16 protein-coding genes are annotated in these 18767 nt (G+C 25.4%); 2 read left to right on the top strand and 14 right to left on the bottom strand.

What is annotated here, in order from left to right:
- Nucleotides 1–5 precede the first annotated feature (5 nt).
- The 12 genes from cysC to ACQY5W_RS10895 are packed head-to-tail and all read right to left on the bottom strand — an operon-like array spanning nt 6 to nt 13655.
- Nucleotides 6–626, bottom strand: coding sequence for an adenylyl-sulfate kinase (gene cysC / locus ACQY5W_RS10950; RefSeq protein WP_428025009.1), 621 nt, complete (start codon nt 624–626; stop codon nt 6–8).
- A gap of 12 nt (nt 627–638) precedes the next feature.
- A complete protein-coding gene (locus ACQY5W_RS10945) occupies nt 639–2351 on the bottom strand; it encodes an SLC13 family permease (protein ID WP_428025008.1) in 1713 nt (570 codons plus the stop codon).
- Nucleotides 2352–2365: 14 nt separating this feature from the next.
- A complete protein-coding gene (locus ACQY5W_RS10940; RefSeq protein WP_428025007.1) occupies nt 2366–4096 on the bottom strand; it encodes a polysaccharide biosynthesis protein in 1731 nt (576 codons plus the stop codon).
- Nucleotides 4096–5058: an MraY family glycosyltransferase gene (locus ACQY5W_RS10935; protein WP_428025006.1), complete on the bottom strand. Its 963-nt coding sequence runs from the start codon at nt 5056–5058 to the stop codon at nt 4096–4098. The genes ACQY5W_RS10940 and ACQY5W_RS10935 overlap by 1 nt, the downstream gene beginning before the upstream one ends.
- The gene (locus tag ACQY5W_RS10930) at nt 5055–5942 is read right to left on the bottom strand and encodes an NAD-dependent epimerase/dehydratase family protein (protein ID WP_428025005.1); all 888 of its coding nucleotides are present in this window, start codon (nt 5940–5942) and stop codon (nt 5055–5057) included. Before ACQY5W_RS10930 ends, ACQY5W_RS10935 begins: the two co-directional genes overlap by 4 nt.
- 9 nt (nt 5943–5951) lie before the next feature.
- A complete protein-coding gene (locus tag ACQY5W_RS10925; protein WP_428025004.1) occupies nt 5952–7064 on the bottom strand; it encodes a glycosyltransferase family 4 protein in 1113 nt (370 codons plus the stop codon).
- A 26-nt stretch (nt 7065–7090) separates the two neighbouring features.
- Nucleotides 7091–8245: a glycosyltransferase gene (locus ACQY5W_RS10920; RefSeq protein ID WP_428025003.1), complete on the bottom strand. Its 1155-nt coding sequence runs from the start codon at nt 8243–8245 to the stop codon at nt 7091–7093.
- A 7-nt stretch (nt 8246–8252) separates the two neighbouring features.
- Nucleotides 8253–9227, bottom strand: a complete 975-nt coding sequence (locus ACQY5W_RS10915) for an EpsG family protein (protein ID WP_428025002.1) — start codon at nt 9225–9227, stop codon at nt 8253–8255.
- A gap of 35 nt (nt 9228–9262) precedes the next feature.
- Nucleotides 9263–10417 carry a hypothetical protein gene (locus ACQY5W_RS10910; protein WP_428025001.1) on the bottom strand — a complete coding sequence of 385 codons (1155 nt, stop codon included), beginning with the start codon at nt 10415–10417 and terminating at the stop codon, nt 9263–9265.
- A 31-nt stretch (nt 10418–10448) separates the two neighbouring features.
- Entirely contained in the window at nt 10449–11300 is an 852-nt protein-coding gene (locus ACQY5W_RS10905; RefSeq protein ID WP_428025000.1) for a hypothetical protein, read from the bottom strand.
- Nucleotides 11293–12072, bottom strand: coding sequence for a class I SAM-dependent methyltransferase (locus ACQY5W_RS10900; protein WP_428024999.1), 780 nt, complete (start codon nt 12070–12072; stop codon nt 11293–11295). Before ACQY5W_RS10900 ends, ACQY5W_RS10905 begins: the two co-directional genes overlap by 8 nt.
- The gene (locus ACQY5W_RS10895; protein WP_428024998.1) at nt 12072–13655 is read right to left on the bottom strand and encodes a hypothetical protein; all 1584 of its coding nucleotides are present in this window, start codon (nt 13653–13655) and stop codon (nt 12072–12074) included. The genes ACQY5W_RS10900 and ACQY5W_RS10895 overlap by 1 nt, the downstream gene beginning before the upstream one ends.
- A gap of 339 nt (nt 13656–13994) precedes the next feature.
- On the opposite strand from ACQY5W_RS10895, the gene ACQY5W_RS10890 reads away from it, so the two are divergent.
- Nucleotides 13995–14831: a sulfotransferase family 2 domain-containing protein gene (locus ACQY5W_RS10890; RefSeq protein WP_428024997.1), complete on the top strand. Its 837-nt coding sequence runs from the start codon at nt 13995–13997 to the stop codon at nt 14829–14831.
- A 2-nt stretch (nt 14832–14833) separates the two neighbouring features.
- Nucleotides 14834–15847 (top strand): hypothetical protein, encoded by a 1014-nt coding sequence (locus ACQY5W_RS10885; RefSeq protein WP_428024996.1) that lies wholly within the window; start codon nt 14834–14836, stop codon nt 15845–15847.
- Between the two features lie 267 nt (nt 15848–16114).
- Here the strand turns inward: ACQY5W_RS10885 and ACQY5W_RS10880 are convergent, their stop codons facing one another.
- Entirely contained in the window at nt 16115–17263 is a 1149-nt protein-coding gene (locus ACQY5W_RS10880) for a hypothetical protein (protein WP_428024995.1), read from the bottom strand.
- Between the two features lie 11 nt (nt 17264–17274).
- Entirely contained in the window at nt 17275–18735 is a 1461-nt protein-coding gene (locus ACQY5W_RS10875; RefSeq protein ID WP_428024994.1) for an MBOAT family O-acyltransferase, read from the bottom strand.
- Between the last annotated feature and the right edge of the window lie 32 nt (nt 18736–18767).

Genomic DNA, 18767 nt, shown 5'->3' with positions numbered 1-18767 from the left:
TACTACTAAATTGTGTAATCATTATTACCTTGAATATATCCATGTTTAATTAAATAATCTAATATAATATCACAATTTTTTTCTATACTATTTTCACTATTATTAATAATAATTTCAGGATTTATTGGAGTTTCATAAGGAGAGTCAATTCCTGTAAAATTTTTTATTGCTCCTTCTCTTGCTTTTTTATATAACCCTTTAGGGTCTCTATTTTCACAAATATCTAAAGGTGTATCTACAAAGATTTCAATAAATTCATCATATTTTACTAAACTTCTAGCTATTTGCCTATCAGATTTAAATGGACTAATAAAAGCAGTCAATACAATCAATCCTGCATCAACAAACAATTTACTTACTTCCCCTATTCTTCTAATATTTTCAACTCTATCTAATTCACTAAATCCCAAATCTTTATTAAGCCCATGCCTAACATTATCTCCATCAAGTAAATATGTTTTTCTTCCTCTTTTAAAAAGTTCAGCTTCTAAAGCATTTGCAAGTGTTGATTTACCACTTCCACTAAGCCCTGTAAACCATAAGATACATGGTTTTTGATTTAAAAGTTTAGACCTATTAGCTTTTTTAATATTTTGTTGATGCCAAACTATATTTTCATTATTCATAAATACTCCTAATCAAAATGGGAAAAATATTGGTATTAGTACTAAAACTAATGCTGAATAAACAATAGATACTACTATACCACTTTTGAAAAATGTTTTAATATTATATTTACCTACACTATATACCATTAAATTTGTTTGATAACCATAAGGAAAAATAAAACTAGCACTCGCACCATATGCGACTGCCATAACAAAAGGCAAAATACTACTATCAAAAGTTATAGCAGTAGAATATGCAATTGGAAAACTCAAAGCAGCTGCTGCATTATTTGTGATAATTTCTGTTAATAAAAATGTAAAAAGATAAATAGAAATAAAAGCACCAAATATTCCATAACTACCAAATAAAAAACTTAAAAAATCTGCTAAATATTTAGATATACCACTATCTATCATAACATGTGCAATTCCCAATGCTGAACCAATTATAAGCACTAATTCATAAGGAAATCTTCTTTGTATTTCTGAAACAGAAATTAATTTAAATCCTAAAAAAATAGCAAGAAGTAAAAATAATCCTTTAACTAATGAAATAATTCCAAAAAAACTACTAAATAAAATTGCTAAAAATGAAAATAAAACAAAAAAACTACTTTTTTTATCAAGTCTCTTTTCAAGACCTATTTTTGAAATAATATAAAAGTTTTTTTCTATATTATCTCTTTTTGTGAAATCATCACCAACAGCTAATACAATATTATCTCCCATTTGCAATTTTACTTCACTAATTTTTCCTGATAATTGTTGGTTTCCTCTTTTAATTGCTACAACGGAAGCATTAAATTTTGTTCTAAAATTTGTATCTTTAATTGTCTTATTTATCAATGTTGACTCATGTGATAATATGACTTCCACAATATTTTTATCAAACTTTTGATTAACATTATCTAATACTAAGCCATCAAAGTTTTTTAAAATCTCAATATGCTTAATATCCCCACTCAAAAGTAACGTGTCATTTTCACAAATAATTTCATTTGGATTTACGGGAGATATAATCTTATCATTTCTTAGAATTTCACTTAAAAATAGATACTCCAAATTTCTTAATTTATTTTCAAGAACACTCTTTCCAATAAGTTTAGAATTTTTTAAAACTTTTGCTTCTAAAAAATAGTTTTCTATTTGTTTTTCTGATTTTATATCTGGCAAAAATCTAGCTATAAAAAGTAAAATAAAAGCCCCTATAAATGCTATTGGAATTCCAACATAAACAAAATCAAAAAGTTTTAAAGGAGTTATATTATTTTCAATCATAAAACTATTAATCAAAAGATTTGTAGAAGTTCCAATTAATGTTATTGTTCCTCCAAAAATAGCAGCATAAGAAAGAGGTAATAAAAGTTTTGATGGACTATGAAATTTATTTTGTTTTACAACACTCATCATGGAAGCAACAACTGCAGTATTGTTTAAAAAAGCAGAAAAAAGAGATGTAAATAATGATAATTTTAATAATGATTTTGTATAAGATTTAGAAAATAATTTATCACCAATAGTAGTTACAAAAAATGTTTTTTCAAATACTATTGAAATAATGAGCAATAGTACCAATGTTATTAGAGATGAATTAATAAAACCACCAAGCATTTTTTCTAATTTAATTAAATCTAAAAAATAATAAAGTAAAACTAAACCAAAAAACAAAAATCCCGCTTTAAACTTGTTTTGAACTAAAAGTATTAGTAGTGTTATTAAAGATATTCCAATTAATATATTCATATTTTTTTCTTCTTTTAATTTAATTGATGATTAAACTCAGGAACTATCTCTTTTAATTTTGCGATTTTGTCTTCACAAATAAGAAGCTCTTCTATATCATTATTCAATTTAGCAATATTATAAAAAGTTGAACTAGCAACAGTGATTGAATCATAATCTGTTTTTTTATCACTGTCATTTATAAGAAGTTCTTCATAAAGTTTTTCTCCTGGTCTTAACCCAGAATACTCAATTTGTATATTTTCTCTTCCACTAAGTTCTATCATTTTTTTAGCTAAATCAACTATTTTAATAGGCTCACCCATATCAAGTATGAAAATCTCTCCACCTTTACCAATACTTGCTGCTTGTAATACTAACTCACAAGCTTCTGGTATAAGCATAAAGTATCTAGTAATATCAGGATGGGTTACAGTTATAGGACCACCTGCTTCAATTTGAGATTTAAATTTAGGAATAACACTTCCACTACTTCCTAAAACATTTCCAAATCGAACAGCTACAATTTCTGTAGATTTAGATTTTACATTCTGTGCATATAATTCACATATTCGTTTTGTAGTTCCCATTACATTTGTAGGACGAACAGCTTTATCAGTTGAAATTAATACAAACTTTTCAACTCCATATTTAATAGATAAATCAATACAATTTTTTGTACCTATTATATTATTTGAAATACCTTCTAAAATATTATCTTCAACAAGAGGTACATGTTTATAAGCAGCTGCATGGATTACTATTTGAGGATTATATTTTTTAAATGTATTCTCAATAAATCCAAAATTTCTAACAGTTTGCATAACAGGGATAACATTATTAGCATTTAATTCTTCAATAATAGCATACAAATTATACTCACTGTGGTCAACTAAAATTAATTGCTTTGCACCAAACTTTTTACACTGTCTTGATATTTCACTGCCAATACTTCCACCAGCTCCAGTGATTAATACAACTTTGTTTTTAATGAAACTCTCTATTTTCTCTTTATCCAAATCTTTTGGATGACGTGCTAACAAATCTTCTACAGAGATGTCTTTTAACTGCGTAGAATAATCTTTTTCTTGAAGAATTTCATTTAATGTAGGAAGAATTTTTACACTCTTAAAATGAGGATTCAATTTATCATAAATAAATTTTATTCTACTTTTTTCTGCACTTGGCATTGCAATTAAAAGAAGATCAAATTTTGAATTTTTAATTACTTCTTTTAACTTTGTTCTTGAAATAATTTGTATACCATCAATACTTCTTTTTTGAAGATTTTTAGAATCATCAATAAAATATTTTATACTATATTGGCTATGTCTAAACTCTTCAGCTAGTTTAACACCAGCTTTTCCAGCACCATATATTACAACAGACTTATCTTTTATTGTTTTAGATTTATTAACATAATAATTATACGAATACATTAAAAAATTTATTAAAAATAGATATAAAAATAGTTCACTAGCAAGAAGAGCAAATCTAACTTGTCCATAAAAAATAGGTAAATAAACAACAAATGCACTAATATAAACTATACTTTTAATTAAAAATGTTCTTTGAGTAGATTTACTCCATGATAGTGAATAATCTTTAAAAATTAAAAAAGAAGCCAAAATTCTTACAGCTGTAACTCCAAGTATAACTGATAATATTGGCTTTTGATGAAAAATAAAAAAAGTCCAATAAAAAGTAATAAAGCTAAGTACAACTATTACTAATATATTTAATATTCTTTTATCAATTTGAAACATTAGGAAAAAGCCTTTTTTGAATCTATATATTTCATTATAATAAAAAGTATCAATAAAGTAACTAAAAAAGCAATAAATATATTTGAAATAAAATAAACATTACAAAAAATTAATATATTTAATCCTATAGAATAATTAGTAACCTTATAGTGACTCCAGCCAGCTTGCGTAAGTCTTTGATAAGCATGTTTTTTATGTGCCTGAGATAGTTTTTCACCATTTAACTTTCTTCGAATCAATGTTAACGTTGCATCAAACCAATATACACTAAATAATATAATCCATATCCATAGATTTCTAGGCTCTTGATTTGCATAATAGAGTGTGAAAATTGCAATATTATACCCTAAAAGTGTACTTCCAACATCTCCCATAAATATTTTAGCCTTATTCCAATTCCAGTATAAAAATCCAAGAACTGCAACAGCTAAAAGTAAAAAATGACTACCTCCAAAAAGTAAATAGGAAGCAAAACTTAAAAAGACTGCCTCACTTCCAGCATAACCATTTATTCCATCCAAAAAGTTATAAAGGTTTATAAACCATATAATCATAAAAAAAGCAAAAATATTAGTAAAAATTTGATTTTCAATTGAAAATAAGCCTAAGTCAATACTATTAAAACCACCTAAAATATATAATCCAAATAAAGAAACAAATGATTGAATAATAAGTCTTACTTTTGCACTTAATTCAAATAAATCATCAAGAAAACTAACTACTGAAATAATAATTCCAACTAAAAGTGCATAAAAAAGTGTTTGGTCAATCTGTTTTGTAAAATATAAATAAATCAAACCAATAAACCATGTTATTGCAATAGCAATACCGCCTCCATGTGGAGTAGGAGTAATGTGTGAACTTCTATCATTTACTTGTGCAACTAAAGACTTTTTGATAGCATAGTTTTTTATTAAATAAGTTAAAGAAAATGATACTAATAATAAAACTAAATAAATCAAAATTGCTCTCCCTTAATCATGTAGCTTATTCCATCTTCAACACTATATGGGTTTTTAAGATTTAATTGCTCTTTGGTAATAGTATTATCCACTTCTAAACTTCCGTAAAGTCTTTTATGAAATGAAGGTTTTAATGACTTTAATAAAGTTTCAAAAAAGGGTATTTTTATCAAATACGTGTTCTTATTTAAGTTCTTTGCTATAAGTTCAATAAATTTTGAAGTACTCAAAGGTTTATCATCGCTAGCTAAAAATATTCCAGCTTTATTTTGTATGATTAATTCATCAATGAGATGACAAAGGTTTCCTATATAAACCATACTTCTTATATTGTCTATTTTTCCAAAAGGTAACAATGGTACTTTGTTTGTGAGATTAACAAGTGATTTAATATTTGCTTTTACACCATAACCATATACAATAGGAGTTCTTATAATGCTTACTTTAAAGCTTTCATCCTCTAACTTTTTAAGTTCAATTTCTGCTATAAATTTACTTTTGCCATATTCATCTTCTGGTCTACAAATACTATTCTCAGTGTATTTTCTAGTAGTCTCTTCTCCATATACTTTCACTGTACTCATAAATATGAAGTGTTTTACGCCACACTCTTTAGCTTTTCTAGCTAACTTTAAAGTTTGAGTTACATTTACTTTCTCATATTCCTCCAAAATTGCTCCACCCATTTGATGAACGAGAGCTGATAGATAAAGTACAACATTTATATCTCTACAATCAAAAGTAGTAAAATCATCTTTTAAAAAGCTAAAAGTTTTTATTTTATATTTATCTTTATATTTATTTATGAAGTAGTTTCCTATAAAACCATTTGAACCTGTAATTAAGAGTTTTCTATAACCCAAATTGTTATCACTATTTATCATACATTTCCTTCATATATTTCCTTCATATATTTCAAAATGTTTTTTAACAATTTTACTTATATCAAACTCTCTTTCAGCCAATTCTCTACCAGATTTTCCCATACTGTTTCTCAAATTATTATCTACTATCAATTTTTCTATCATTTCTGCTAACGATTTAGAATCTCTTACTTTACATAAAAGTCCTGAAATATTTGGCTCTATAGCATCTCTACATCCAGGAACATCAGTAGTAACTACTGCTCTCCCACAAGATGCTGCTTCAATAAGAACTTTAGGCAATCCTTCTCTGTATGAAGGAAGAACTATAATATTTGAATCTGAAAATACATTTGCAATATTATCTGTAAATCCATATAGATTTACAAAACCATTTTCTTTTATCTTTTTAGTATCTTCCATAGTTAAACTTGCAGGATTACCAATATCTATATCTCCATATAGTTCAAATTCTATATTTGGAAATTTTTGTTTCAAAATTCTTGATGCATCTATATATTCAAAGACACCTTTATCTTTTAAAAGCCTACAAGCCATAGAAACCTTAATATTTTGATTGCTTTCTTTTATCCATTTATATTGATTCAAATCTACACCTGAACCTTTTATCAGTATGATTGGTACATTTAAAATTGATTTTACAACTTCTTTATCATCAAGATTTTGAACAATTACATAAGATTTTTTTCCTCCAAGAGCAAATCGATACATACTTTTTATTATCATTCTAACAATTGAAGCTTTTATTCCTTGCCTTATAAATATAAAACCAAGTCCAGATATAGAAAATACTTTTTTAGATATATTTAAAAACCTTGAAGTTATACCTCCATAAAGCACTGGTTTTATAGTTATAAAATGAGCTATATCTGGATTTATTTCTTTTGTTACTTTATATATTTCAGTAAATGCTTTAAATTCACGTTTGATAGTAGTCCCACTTCTTGATATAGCTAAAGGATATACCTTTAAACCTAAACTTTCTAAATATTCTTTCTTATCAGATATTCCACAGGCTATGTAAACATCATAACCTTTTTTTAAAGCTTCTAAAGCTAAAGGTAATCTATGTGTTATAAAAAACCAATCTATATTCACTATAAAAAGTATTTTTTTTGTCAACTTAGTATTTCTTTTCATATTTTTAATTATAAGACTCTTTCAAATAAATGTATAGTTTTTTTTAAATTAAAATCTTTTGATCTTACTTTTGATTTAGATTTATAGTCTTCATATATTGTATTTCTTTCCAGAAGAATGTTCATCGCATCAATAATTTTATCTTCGTCATTTACTGGAGTTAATATTCCATACTCTGCAATTTCTAAACTATTATGTAGTTTTATTGATAAGTCACTTCTAGGAGAAAGGATCTCTCTAGGTCCACTATCACAATCTGTAGAAATAACAGGAAGTCCACAAGCTAAAGCCTCTATTAATACATTAGGAAAACCTTCTCTTGTTGAACTTAAAATAAAACAATCTGCTTTATTCATATACTTATAAGGATTTTTATCAAATCCTAACATTTTTACATAATTTTCTAATCCTAGTCTTTTTATTAACTCTTGTAATTCTGAGTTTTTTAAACCTTCTCCTAATATCCAAAGCTCACATTCTGTAAATGACAGTTTTGAAAAAGCTCTAATAACTAATTCTTGTCTCTTATGTTTTTCAAGTCTTCCTACAAGAATAAATACAAACTTATTGGTTTTTAACCCAGTGTCCAATGGTTCATTTGCTAATTGATTGATTTTATCTACATCAATAGGATTGTTTATCACTTCTATTTTATTAGCTGGAATATTAAAACTTTTTATTAAATCAAAAGCACTACCTTTTGAATTTGGGATAATCATATTAGCTTTAGGATAAAGTTTTTTTACTAAAAATCGTCCAACTATAGAACCTATAGAATTTCCATTGTAAGTCATAGACGCAGTATTTCGTTCACTTATAACTACTTTAGACTTTAAGCCGAGTATTTTTGCGAAAGTATTAATAAAATTAGGTCTATACATAAAAGATAAGCTAATATCTACTCCCCTATGGTTACATATTTTTTTATATTTCCAGCTTAGATAAGGGATCTTTATGATTTTTATTAAATTAATTTCCTCTGCAACTATTTTTTCAAGATATATTACTTCAATATTATCAGGTATATCATAAGTTATTTTATCCATCATCAAGATCAAGGTGATATCATATTTTCTTTGTAGTTCTTTTAAGAGAATAGAAACAACTCTTTCTGCTCCACCTCCTGAAAGTGAATTTATTAATATAGCTAATTTTTTCTTCATTTAAATCCTAATAATATTGATACATCTTTAGTGCGTACATAATAGCCACAACATTAGCGATAATAAGTAAATTAAAACGTATAATACCATTTAATTTAATATACTCAAACCTGTAACTATTTATAATTAATACAGCTGATAAAAAAATTAACGGCATAAGCATTTTAGGTAATATATTTACTTTTATAATTACAATAACAATTATAAAAGGTATACTATATCCAACAAGTAAATAAAGTATAGACCATTGCTCACTTCGTTTTATTAATAATAGGAATAAACTTCCAATTAAAAATAGTAAGGTAAATGGCATTATTCTATCAGTCATATCCTTTCCATCAAAATAATGACTATATCTTTGTTCATTATTTAAAAATTCTAATATTGGTACTGCCCAATAAAAAATAATAAAAGTTAATAAAAATATTAAAATAAGTGAAAATAAGTGAAATCTTATACTTCGCTTTTCAAAAAGTTTTACCCAAGTAAATAATAAAACAAATAACGAAATTCCATAATGAAAAAATATAGAAAGAAATATCATTATCCAATATTTTTTATTCCCTTCAATAATTTTCATACTTGAATACAAAGCTATCGCTATTGCTAATCCCATTCTTATGGAAGTACCAACATAATGATTAAATAAGGTAAGCATGATAAAATTAAATATTAAAATTGATTCAATACTATTTAATTTCGACACATATTTATACCAAACTTTTGCTAGTAAAATATAAATAAAAACGCTAGTTAAGCATATGGATATTTGTGGGTCAATACCTAAAATATTAAATAGTTTCATATAATATTTAAAACCTATTTCTATTTTTATAGTATCAACAGGATAAGTGAAATGTTCAAGATAGTTTGGTCTATCTTGAATAGTATCCCTTACTAAATACATTAAATAAAATATAGTGATGGAAAAAAGAAATAATAATGCATTATATGTATTTATTCCATATTTTTTATATGTCATTATCAAGAACTCCTTAATATTATGTTTATATCTAATTATTTACTAAAACCAATTTTAATACTATTAACTCTGTTTTTATAATAAAATATATACAAAAAAAACAAATAAATAGACCATTCAAAATAACCATGGGCAAAAGATACAGTATCAGATGAAGCTCTTAATATTATTACTAAAAATAAAAAAAACAGGACTTTGTTTAATTTAAATAGCTTATATAAAGTGACTCCTATAATACTTAAATATACAAATACTAATATGCCACTTTTTGCATGTAGTAACAAATAACTATTATGAGGATTATAATAGTCTATACCATTAATATTCCAATGTAGGTTTTCTAGTTTTATTCCATAAAAAAAACTAAATAAATCTAGATTTGAGATGTAGTTATTTAATATGACTCCTCTAATACTTGGTCCATATAAATTATTGATATCCAATCTATAGAGAATTTTTGATAAGATTTCGGGATCTATTTTATTTAAAAAAGAATAAAAATAATTTTGTAACTCAAAAGAATATACAAAGAAAATTATTATTAGCAAGAAAAAAGTTAAATATTTATATCTTATATGTAATAATGCATATAGAAAGAAAAAAGATAATATTACTCCAGCAGTACCCACTGATATCAAACAAATTAAAAAAGTAAAAAATGCAATCCATATGGAAACTTTATCCCCATTAATATGTCTTACCATATAATAATATGGTAATAAACATAAAAGATATGCAGAAATCATATTTCTACTACCTTTTAAGGCATAATTCATATCTTCAAATAGTATAAAAAAAACAACACAATATATAAAAAGTGCATATAATATTATTTTTGATAAGTTGTAATGGAATTTTTTATATTCAAAAACTGTATCTATTATAGCTATTGAAATTCCCAATGAAGACAAAATTATAGGTAAGAAGAACAATCCTTCATCAAATGTATTATTAAAAATAATTAAAAAATAAGCTAATAATGAGATCAAACTATAAATAAAAACAAATCTATTTACTCTTAAATTATTAAAAACTTGAGATAAGAGAAATAAACCTAAAACTATACCTAAATAGAGTCCAAATTGTATATCAAATAAACCTTTAGCTAAATATCCTAAAATACTAAATAATAAAATATAAATTTTTAAATTTTCATCTATATCAGTTATTTTAATTTTTAAATTATTCATTTCAAACCAAGATTAAATAATTGAATATTTTTTATTTTTCACTTTTGTACTCTTTAAAAAACTTTGAAAGTATTTTATTGCTATAATAAAAACTTATATTACCATTTTTATTTGAATTTAACATATGATTGATTTCTTGAAGAACAGCAAAGATCTCTTTAAGCTTATCATCATCATCATTTATAATATTATTACTTGATTTTATACACAAGTCATATTTTTTCACAATAGTTTCATATTTTTTATTTTCACAATAAAAATATTTATTATCCATATCAAATCCACAAAGTACGATATTTCTATAGCCTAATTTATAAGATAACATTACTGCATAGTTTAAGCTAGAAATATAATTATAAATAAAATCAGATTTGTGCTTATTCAATATTTTTGATTTGAAATTTTCATCAATTTCTTTCCAATATCCTTTTGCATATGCATCTTTCGCAAAATAAAACTTTTTAATTTCATTAGGAATATCTTTTATATTATTGAGAAAATTTTTAAACTTTTTTGTATTTAAAGAAGCATATCCTTTGTACAAAAAAGTATTATCTAGTTTCTTTACCTCTCTAATAAGATTAAAATAATTAAAATCTTTTGGCTGGGTTTCTAATAAATTTAATGAACATTTAAATTCATGGATTATAAAATTATTGATTCCAATAGAATCATGTTTTGATATATGCCTAAAGTCAATATCTGAATAATTATTAATTGAACTTCCAGGAGCTAATATAAAAATAGTATCACTTGTTTTAAAACTATTCTCCAAAAACTTACAACCTACAAATTCAGACTTAAAACGTACTAACTTAATTAATATGAAATACCCCCAAGTCAATACTTTATGAAAAAAATCATAAACAATAGATTTATACATTCAAAGAACCAATCATCCCAACATATTTTCCTTCAAATTCAAAAATATACCAATCATTGATATTATTACCTATAATATAATCATAAAAGAAAGAGTTGTCTTGAATATCATCTATTAAAATAATCGTATTTTTATTTATATTATTTATAATTCTATTCATAAACTTTGCTTTTCCAGCATAAGTTTTGTCAGAATCATAATGTATTAAATCAAACCTAGAAACTTTTTCTAAAAATTGAGGAATATTAACATCATCACCATTAATCAGTAAATCCCAGTTTGATTTAAGTTCATCAGGAACGATATATCCTATATATTGTTCTGGATTTTCTAATCTAAAATAAGGGAAGTCACTACTGTAAAGTTTACCTTTACTGTTTTTATCAATTGCATATAATAAAGAATACGAAGAAAAACCTGCGGCAACACCTGTTTCTAAAATATTATTAGGTTGTAAATATCTAGTGATAAAATATAAAAAAGGATAAATACCACCTCCTCCTAATTTAATATTTAGTTCTTTTAGTTTTTTTATTGATTCCTCTTCTATCTCTTTAGAAACTAGAATTGCTTCGTTCCATAATTCAATAGACAAACTCTTTGCTAGATCTTCACAATTCGAAGCGTTATTTTTAATCCATTCCAAATTTTCTTCTTTAGTATGATTACCATTAAAATCAAAAAACTTTCTATAAATTTTTTTTAAAATAATAAAACTCTTGTCTTTATCAAAAAAATTTTTAAAAATATTTTTAAAGTTGTTTTCTTGCATTAATTCTCCTTTAATTTATTAAAATCAATTAGATTCCTAATAGCTTTTATATGTCCTAACGCATTTTGTTTTACACTAATATTAAAATACTTTTGGACACCTTCCCCTCCAATAACAGATTTAAATGTATTTTTTTCTAAAATAGTTAAAAAACATTTTATATCTTCAATATTTGGTTTATAATTATTTTGATGGATAAGCTCAAAAAAATCTTCTAAATCTTTCAGGGATTTAACATAAAATATACCATTACAATGATTAAACCATGAATATCCAAAAGTTAAAGAAGGAACCCCTCTAATAACTGCTTCCCATGCGCTTGTACTTGTTACAGTAGCCACAGCTTTTGCATTATCAATTAAACTAAATGTATCAGTTTTTATTGAGACTAATTTTACATTTTTTAATTTCTTTATTTGATCATAATAGCCGTAGGATCTAAAATGTTCACCATACCTTGCATAGCTTGTAACAAATTGACTAGGATGCTCTTTTACATATAGAGTCCACCCTTTAGGCATAGTTTTAGATAATAGTTCTATCATATATAATTGATCATCAAAGTCACCACCTAACGGACAAGTAGTTTTTTCAGGTTGATAATGTATTGCACAGAAAATATAAGGTATTGTTAAGTCAACACTTTTTTCAGATATTTTGTCATAATACTTTTTTAAAAAATATTTTTTAATTATGGATTTTGACTTGAAATAAATATGTTCAATATATTTTAAGTTAGAATTTTTAAAACTTTTAAAATATTGTTTTTGATCACTTTTAAAATATTGTGAATTAAAGTCTAAAAGAAGTTTTATCTGTATTTTAAATTTTTTTAAATTAATACTGAAAGAAAAAATCTTTTTAAGTCTTTTTAAAAATTTACTTTTTTCATCTAATAAATTATTAATATTATCTGTTTGATCATAGAGATGTAATGATATCACTTCACTATAGTTTCCTTGTATCTTTTCTAAATATTTTTCAATTTCATTTGATATTTCAAGTTTGTTTTTTTGATTTAATATGGTTTCATATTTTTTCTTTATAATCTCAGAACCTGTTTCGAATTCATTAACAGGATACATTCGTTGATCAATTGTAGTTCGTATAAACATAATGGTTTCTACATTCATCATTTTAGCTACTTTATATAGCACATATTCAGATGCCTGATGAGGCTCTTCTTCAAAAATTATATATTTAGGCTTGAGTTTATTTATAATAGCTACCCAATATTGTACAAAATATTTATACAATAAAACTCTATCTCTATGTGCAAAGTTATCTGCATATGTGTCGTTTCTCTCCATCATCCTTAATGCAATTCGTTCACATTGTGATAATTTTTGCAAAGTCTTAGGACATAAAGGTTCTAAGAGAATATTTGCAAGTTCTTTAGGGGGAATTCCCTTAATGGCATCATAATGGTTATGTAATATACAATTTTCAAAAACATCTTTAATATTATTCTCAATATCATTTACAATATTCCAATAAACTGGTTGAAAATCATCCTCTTTATAAAGAATTTTTGCCATTTCTACAAAATATGGCTGATAGCTCATATAAAAAACATTGGTCATACTTTACCTAATAAATAATTTATTTTAAATAGCCTGGTTTTATTTTAAATTGATTTAAAGGAAATCATTCAAATAGTAACAACTACTATGGAATAAGAAAAGTTATCTAAAATCTTTAATTAATACAATATAACATTTTCTTTAAATAAAAAGCACATTATAATGCAAACTATATTAAACTTCAAAAGAAAAAAATAGTTTTTTTGTATGAAAAATTTCTAATAGAAGAATAAGAAAAATTATATTGACAATTGTAACTCTTTCGGATATACTATCCACCGTTTTATTATCAAAATTCTAAATGATAATAACCTATTTAAAATTCAGATTGGACTTTTTATGACACAACCTCGTTTTCTTTATCTCCATCAAGTTAAAACTGCAGGAAAAACAGTAGAAAAATTTTTGCTTCGCAAATTTCAGGATCAATTTTGTAAAACAACTATCATTTTTAATGAAGAAACAATCAATAATATCTTTTCAATACTTAATTCAAAAGATCAAGCTAAAATAGATATTTTAAATAATGCTAGACTTGTAGCAGGACACTTTACCTATGGACTTCATAAAATGTTGGAGGGTGAATCAAGGTATTTCACTCTCTTAAGAGATCCTGTATCCAGAGCAAGGTCATATTATGCATACTCACTTAAGAGTGAAGGAACAAAAATACATCGATATCTTCATGATAACAATATCTCTTTTGAACAATTTATCGAGATGAAACAAAGTGATATTGAAAAAGCTGATGTCCATGAATTAAATTATGTTTTGGAAGATGGACAGGCAAAAGTTATGTCAGGTGAGGATATCCGGATTGGAGAAGATTATCTTACAGATAATTTACTTGATCTTGTAGAAAACAATATAAAAAAAGATTTTGATTTTGTAGGTACAACAGAGATGTTTGATGATTCTTTTATTGAGATCAACAAACTTCTTGGGTTTAATGCATTTAATACATATATTACACAAAATCGTTCAACTGTCAAAGTTGATGTTTCAGATGCTGCCCGAAAAGTGATCTTGGAAAGAAATAAGGTAGATTCTGCTCTACACAGTAAGTATATGAATCAAGTATCACAAGTTGCTAATAGTTTTGAACATAAGTTAGCTCGTATTTATCTTAAATTGGGAAGTAAAGCAGCAGATACTTATGTTAAGTTAAGGAGCTAACTATGTTGAAATCAATAAAAAGAAAAATTTACCGTTACATGAATGGGGAAGATAATAGAAATTATTTTGAATTACTTTTATATTTTCTTTTTGAACGACTCAAATTCTCTGGTGTACGTATATTGAGTTTATGTAGTTATCGTGTAGTAGCAAATTTTTATAATTCTATTAAAAATAGAAAAGCAATAAATTATAGAAAACAAAATTATCAGTCATTTTTAAGAGTTCTGAAGAATGATGATTCAGAAGCTGCTTGGCAAAGGAATAAGCAGTTGAAAGATGATGGATGGTCTTTAGATTCAACACAGAATTTTAAATACTTAGATCAAGTGATTTCAGAATGTGAAAAGCTATTTGACTTGATAGAACAAAAAAATGATGTAATGGTCATGCCTTATCCTATCTTAGATAGAAAAGAGATTTATCAAAATAAAGCAATGCTTAATTTTTGTTTTTCTGATGAAATATTGTATGTTGTTAGTAATTATCTTGGTGGTGTACCTACTTTGTTAAGTATTGACTTGCTTAGAAGTGATCCTAGAGATAATACATTTGAAAAAAACTATTTAGGATCACAAAATTGGCACTTAGACAATGTTACTCGACCCTTTATAAGAGTGTTTGTTTATATTAACGATGTAGATGAAGAAACTGGTCCATTTACAATAATTACCAAAAAGTTGACTAAATTTATTGAAAAAAAGACGGGTTATGGTTCATTTTATAAAAGTTTGGATTTATCTGATGAAGAAGTAAATTCATGTGTAAGTCAAGACGAAATTGTAAAAGCACTTGGTTCAAAGGGAACCATTGTTTTTGGCGATCCATGTAGCTGTTTTCATTTTGGTAGTAGGGCTAAAAGTAAACCAAGATTAGTGTTTAGTTTATCATTTTGTTGTGGTCCAAAAGAGAATTTCAGAGATTCTCTAAACTTAGATATGAATATGCCATTTTCTAAGACTGATTCTGAATATGTTAAAATGATAAAAAATGCAAAATATATTCCAACAAGATAATGTCACTAGATTAATAAAACAATCTTGTTTTATTAATTATTAAAGATATTAAATTATGAATAGAAATTACATTTTTTTAGATTATCCTAAAACAGCAAGTGAAATTCTAGAGTATTATTGCTCTAGGAATATTAAAAATGATTTTTTTAGAATTAGTAATTATTTTTCAAAATTTAGGCTTAATGAAAAATGATTATTCAGCCTGAAATTTTTTCCATAGCTTTTCTTTTCTAAATTTTATTAACTTAAAAGATAAAATATTCAAGCTTATTTACTTTTCTTTTCTTTTCCCCACACTTCAATCTGATAAGCTTTTGTATCTATATATTGATGCCTTTTAACTTTTTGACTTTCTAAATGTTCATCAATATTTGAAAAATTTAATTCAGCACCAAAATATTTATATTGACTATCTCCAATTAATTTATCTAAAACAATAGAGCCTAATTCATTTTTATAATGATTCGACTCCCAATAATATTTCATTTTAACATTTTTATCAGTTGGAACTTCTTCCGCAGTTAATGGATGATATACTGCAAAGTCCATTATTCTAAATTGTTTTTTATTATACCGGCTTGCTATTTTATTCACGGATATTACAACATCTTTTTTCCATTGTTGCCATTTATCAAAACTTTTTTTGTAATTAAACGCTTCCCATTGTCTAATATGGGACGGACCAAAAATAATATCTAGTTTTATATTATTTTGATAACACGAATTAACTATAAATTCAAAGTCAATAAATGCATTTTCTCCAGTATCTTTATATGTATAATTATTGGTATTTTTTTCATAAGAATAGGTTTCATTTATTTTAAATGCTTCACTATGTCCACCTATTTCATATAGGTATTTTTCTTTATAATTATGTAATCTTTGACCATTTTCATAATAAAGAATTTCAGATTTATTGGTTCCAACTAATGTATTTAATGAATCTATAAATGTATCTAAACTAAATAAATATTTTTTTGAATTTTCTTTAAAATATGTTTCAAATTCATTAACTTGTTTTTTTTTCTCCATAGAGAACATAATATAATCTGATACTAATAAAACTTTTTTTAATCTACCTTGTTTTAATGCATTTTCAAAATAAATTCTGGCTTCATACATACTACTCCCCGATACTGCTAAGTTATATGCTGGCTGTAAAAAATATTTATGAGTTGGATCGTAACCACCTTCAGTTCTTGATGTTCCCAAACAAATTGAAACTGGTTTAATCTCTTGAGTTTTAATCGCCTTAATTAGTCTCATTTTATCAGATTGTTTTATTTTTGGTTTATTGATAATATTTGTATTATATAATCCATATGGGTCAATTATATAATTAAAACCACCAACAATAGGAATAATAATAATAATAATAATAATAAACCAAGTTCTAATCCACTTTTTACTATACATATTACTATCTCCTAAAAATTAAAGTATAAAAATTCAGATACTTTAGTAAGTGATAATATACCACTTGCAAAAGCAATCCCAGACCATAGAGCAGCTTTATATTTTAATTTAAAATTATCAATTCTTTGAGTTGAATTTTTAAAGATAATAATCAATACAAAACCTGATATAATCCAAATAGGTGTAAACTTATCACCACCAATATTTTGTACATAACTACCAAACTCTATACCATATTGAGATAAAAATGCTAATTTATTTGAAAGTGACAGTGGTAAAATTATTCCATTAAAACCAAGCATTCCATTTAAAACTTTAATAGCATCTTCCCACTCTTTAGCTCTAAAGAACACCCAACTTATATTTATAAAGTTAAATGTTATAAACCAACCCAATATAGGGTTTATCTTTAAACCTAAATTACTACAAAATCTATGTATAATTAAAGATAATCCATGTAGAAAGCCCCAAAATACAAAGGTCCAGCCTGCTCCGTGCCAAATACCCCCTATAATAAAAGTTGCCATAAGATTATTATAAGTTCTGAAGTTTCCTCTTATATTCCCTCCTAATGGAATATAAATATAGTCCCTTAGGAATCTGCTTAATGTAATATGCCATCTTCTCCAAAAGTCTTGAATATTTGTTGCTTTGTATGGAGAGTTAAAATTAATAGGTAACTTTATATTGAAAAGAAGGGCTGCGCCAATAGCCATATCTGTATATCCGCTAAAATCAAAATATAATTGAAATGTATAAGAGAGTGAAGTTGCCCATGCTTCAAGTAAAGTAAGTATATCTGAGTTATCAAAGCCATTAGTAGCCCAAACTGCAAATGTATCAGCTATGATTACCTTTTTAAATAGTCCAATAGAAAATATAAATAACCCCAATGCGATATTTTTATAATTGATCACTTTATTTTTAATATTTGAGAACTGGGGCATCATCTCCTTGTGATGCACGATAGGACCTGCAATTAACTGTGGAAAAAATGTGACAAATACTGCATAATTCATAAAATCATACTCTTTGGTCTCACCTCTGTATGAATCTACTAAATATGCTATTTGCTGGAAAGTAAAAAAAGATATTGCTAAAGGTAAAGCCAAATGAAACAAAGGTATATCGGTATCTAAGGCAAAATTAATATTGGAAATTAAAAAATCAGAGTATTTGAAGTAGGCTAATAATCCAACATTTCCAATTATACCGATTGTAAGTAACTGTTTTTTTGATATCTTTTTGTGTTCTTCATCTTTAGCAAGTGAAGTACCAATTACATAGTTAAAGACCATTGATAATAGTATGAGGGGTAAATAAATTGGGTTCCACCAACTGTAAAAGAACAATGATGATATAACCAAAAACGCTTTTGAAGCTTCTGTTAATCTTTTATTATTAAGATAAAAATAAATAAAAAATGTTATGGGTAAAAAAAGAAATATAAATTCATAACTATTAAATAGCACTCTTAACTCCTATCATCTCTTTAAAGTAACTC

Origin of the sequence: Arcobacter sp., assembly GCF_050300555.1 — a bacterium.
In the GTDB taxonomy this organism is placed as follows: Bacteria; Campylobacterota; Campylobacteria; order Campylobacterales; family Arcobacteraceae; genus Arcobacter.
Note: the sequence above shows the minus strand (reverse complement) of the source record. Positions and strands in the feature narration are given on the sequence as shown.

Coding starts and splice junctions, on each gene's coding strand:
- ACQY5W_RS10905 (WP_428025000.1), bottom strand. CDS start 11,300: ATGTATAAATCTATTGTTTATGATTTTTTTCATAAAGTATTGACTTGG.
- ACQY5W_RS10910 (WP_428025001.1), bottom strand. CDS start 10,417: ATGAATAATTTAAAAATTAAAATAACTGATATAGATGAAAATTTAAAA.
- ACQY5W_RS10890 (WP_428024997.1), top strand. CDS start 13,995: ATGACACAACCTCGTTTTCTTTATCTCCATCAAGTTAAAACTGCAGGA.
- ACQY5W_RS10920 (WP_428025003.1), bottom strand. CDS start 8,245: ATGAAGAAAAAATTAGCTATATTAATAAATTCACTTTCAGGAGGTGGA.
- ACQY5W_RS10880 (WP_428024995.1), bottom strand. CDS start 17,263: ATGTATAGTAAAAAGTGGATTAGAACTTGGTTTATTATTATTATTATT.
- ACQY5W_RS10945 (WP_428025008.1), bottom strand. CDS start 2,351: ATGAATATATTAATTGGAATATCTTTAATAACACTACTAATACTTTTA.
- ACQY5W_RS10895 (WP_428024998.1), bottom strand. CDS start 13,655: ATGACCAATGTTTTTTATATGAGCTATCAGCCATATTTTGTAGAAATG.
- ACQY5W_RS10930 (WP_428025005.1), bottom strand. CDS start 5,942: ATGATAAATAGTGATAACAATTTGGGTTATAGAAAACTCTTAATTACA.
- cysC (WP_428025009.1), bottom strand. CDS start 626: ATGAATAATGAAAATATAGTTTGGCATCAACAAAATATTAAAAAAGCT.
- ACQY5W_RS10900 (WP_428024999.1), bottom strand. CDS start 12,072: ATGCAAGAAAACAACTTTAAAAATATTTTTAAAAATTTTTTTGATAAA.
- ACQY5W_RS10915 (WP_428025002.1), bottom strand. CDS start 9,227: ATGACATATAAAAAATATGGAATAAATACATATAATGCATTATTATTT.
- ACQY5W_RS10885 (WP_428024996.1), top strand. CDS start 14,834: ATGTTGAAATCAATAAAAAGAAAAATTTACCGTTACATGAATGGGGAA.
- ACQY5W_RS10940 (WP_428025007.1), bottom strand. CDS start 4,096: ATGTTTCAAATTGATAAAAGAATATTAAATATATTAGTAATAGTTGTA.